Origin of the sequence: Hymenobacter sp., from assembly GCF_035709525.1 — a bacterium.
Classification (GTDB): Bacteria; Bacteroidota; Bacteroidia; order Cytophagales; family Hymenobacteraceae; genus Hymenobacter.
Map to the genome: position 1 here is coordinate 1 of NZ_DASTEP010000146.1, position 2,633 is coordinate 2,633.

General features: G+C 65.1%; 1 protein-coding gene. It reads left to right on the forward strand.

The window, feature by feature from the left end:
- Positions 1-145 precede the first annotated feature (145 nt).
- Positions 146-2,527 (forward strand): B12-binding domain-containing radical SAM protein, encoded by a 2,382-nt coding sequence (locus VFO93_RS12750; protein ID WP_325134758.1) that lies wholly within the window; start codon positions 146-148, stop codon positions 2,525-2,527.
- Positions 2,528-2,633: the final 106 nt, after the last annotated feature.

The following is a 2,633-nucleotide window of genomic DNA, read 5'->3' on the forward strand; positions in this document are numbered from 1 at the left end:
GCTCGCCAAGCGTATGTGCCGCTGTGCGGCAGTGAGTTTGGAAACTCACCCCACTGGTCGGCCTGCCGTTGCGCGCTGCGCGCTAAACGGCGGCCAGCAGCGGGCGCGCCTGAACCTCCCGGCCGCCTTGTAGGTTTGTACCCCCGTGCCTACTGCCTCGCCCCGCATCCTGCTCCTTACGCCGCCGCTCACGCAGCTCAATACCCCGTACCCGGCCACGGCCTACATCAAGGGTTTCCTCACGGGTAGGGGCTATGCCGTGCGGCAGGCCGACCTTAGCATCGGGCTGGTGCTGAAGTTGTTCTCGAAGGAAGGCCTGGGGCGCGTATTCGATGAAATCGAACAAGGAACCTACGCCCTCAGCGACAACGCCCGGCGCATGGTGCGCCTGCGCCGCCGCTACGAAGCCACGATAGACCCCGCCATCCGCTTCCTGCAAAACCGCGACCTCACGCTCGCGCCCCGCATCTGCCACGGCCGCTTTTTGCCCGAGGCCAGCCGCTTCGACAACGTGGCAGACCTCGAAACGGCCTTCGGCACGATGGGCCTCACCGACCAGGCCCGCCACCTGGCCACGCTCTACCTCGAAGACCTGGCCGATTTGGTGAAGGAAACCGTAGGCCCGCAGTTCGGCCTCTCGCGCTACGCCGAGAGCCTGGCCATGTCGGCCACCCACTTCGACCCCTTGCACGACGCCTTGCAGGCCCCGCCCAACCTGGTCGACAAGATGCTGCTCGAGTTGCTGGACGAGGTAGTGGCCGACGCGCAGCCCGACTTCGTGGGTTTCACGGTGCCCTTCCCCGGCAACCTCTACGCGGCCCTGCGCCTGGCCCAGCGCCTCAAGCAAACCAACCCCGCCATCACTACCGTGATGGGCGGCGGCTATCCTAATACAGAACTGCGGGGGTTGAAGGAGCCGCGCTTCTTCGATTATATCGACTACCTGACCTTGGACGACGGCGAGGGGCCGTGGCTGCGGCTATTGGACTACTTGGCAAAAAAGAACGTTCGTCATGCAGAGCGCAGCGAAGCATCTCGCGTGGCGCAGTATTCTTCTTGGATAAATTCCGAAACCAACAAGCTACCTCTACCCTCAACCAGCAACGAAGCGAGCGAGATGCTTCGCTACGCTCTGCATGACAACCGTGAGGTGGCCGCGCCCGAAACCGATGGCCGCGAACTGCTCCAACGCACCTTCCTGCGCAACGAAGCCGGCGCGGTCGAATACGTAAACCACCCGCACCCCGACGTGCCGCACCCCGAGGTAGGCACGCCCGACTACTCCGACCTGCCGCTGGGCGACTACTTATCGGTAATCGAGGTGCTCAACCCCATGCACCGCCTCTGGAGCGACGGCCGCTGGAACAAGCTCACCGTGGCCCACGGCTGCTACTGGAAGCGCTGCTCCTTCTGCGACGTAACCCTGGACTACATCGGCCGCTACGAAACCGCGCCCGCTACGCTGCTGGTCGATAGAATCGAGCAGATAGTGGCCCAGACCGGGCAAACGGGCTTTCACTTCGTGGACGAGGCCGCGCCTCCGCTGGCCTTGCGCGACCTAGCGATAGAGCTGCTCAAGCGCCGCGTCAGCATCAGCTGGTGGGGTAATATCCGCTTCGAGAAAACCTTCACCCCCGACCTGTGCCGGCTGCTGGCGGCCTCGGGCTGCATCGCCATCTCGGGCGGGCTGGAGGTGGCCTCGGATAGACTCTTGGCCTTGATGGAGAAGGGCGTAACCATCGCGCAGGTGGCGCGGGTTACGCAGGGCTTCACGGCGGCGGGCGTGCTGGTGCACGCCTACCTCATGTACGGTTTCCCCACCCAAACCGCCCAGGAGACGGTAGACGCCCTCGAAGTGGTGCGCCAGCTCTTTGAGAACGGCATTGTGCAGAGCGGCTACTGGCACCGCTTCTCGATGACGGCGCACTCGCCCGTGGGCAAGAACCCGGCGAAGTACCAGGTGGCCGCCATCGGCCCCGAGCCCGGCCCCTTCGCCTGGAACGACCTCTGGCACGACGACCCCCAGGGCACCGACCACGAAAGCTTCGGCCCCGGCCTCGCCAAAAGCCTCTACAACTACATGCACGGCGTGGCTTTGCGCGAGCCGCTCAGCTTCTGGTTCGATTTTAAAACGCCCCGCCCCACGGTGCCGCGCCAGCTCATCGGGCAGGCGCTGCAAGAGCCCGACAAGCCCGACTTCGCGCAGCCCAACCGCCGCCTGTTCTGGCTCGGCAACGCGCCCGAGCTCAGCTTTAAAACAACCGGCGGCAACGGCCCGAAGGACAAGAAAACGACCCGCGCCATCCTCACCTGCTACGAGCAGGCCGAGGACTTCGAGGTGAAAACCACCGAGCTTATCGGCCCCTGGCTGCACGAGCTGCTGCTGCGCCTCAGCCGCGATTACGACACCAAGGTGCTGCTCAAAGACGCGGCGGCTACCTTCCCGCCAGCGGCCGGTCCGTGGGAGAAATTCCTGACAAGCCCCGCCTGGCAGCTGCTGCGCGAGAAGGGCCTGCTGCTGGTGTAGGAACTAGCCGCGGGCGCGAACGGCGGGGCGGGCTGCCGGCTTTTCGCCGGCTGTCCGCTCTTCGTGAGGAAAGCTCGCCGCCCAACGAGCGGACAGCCGGCGAAAA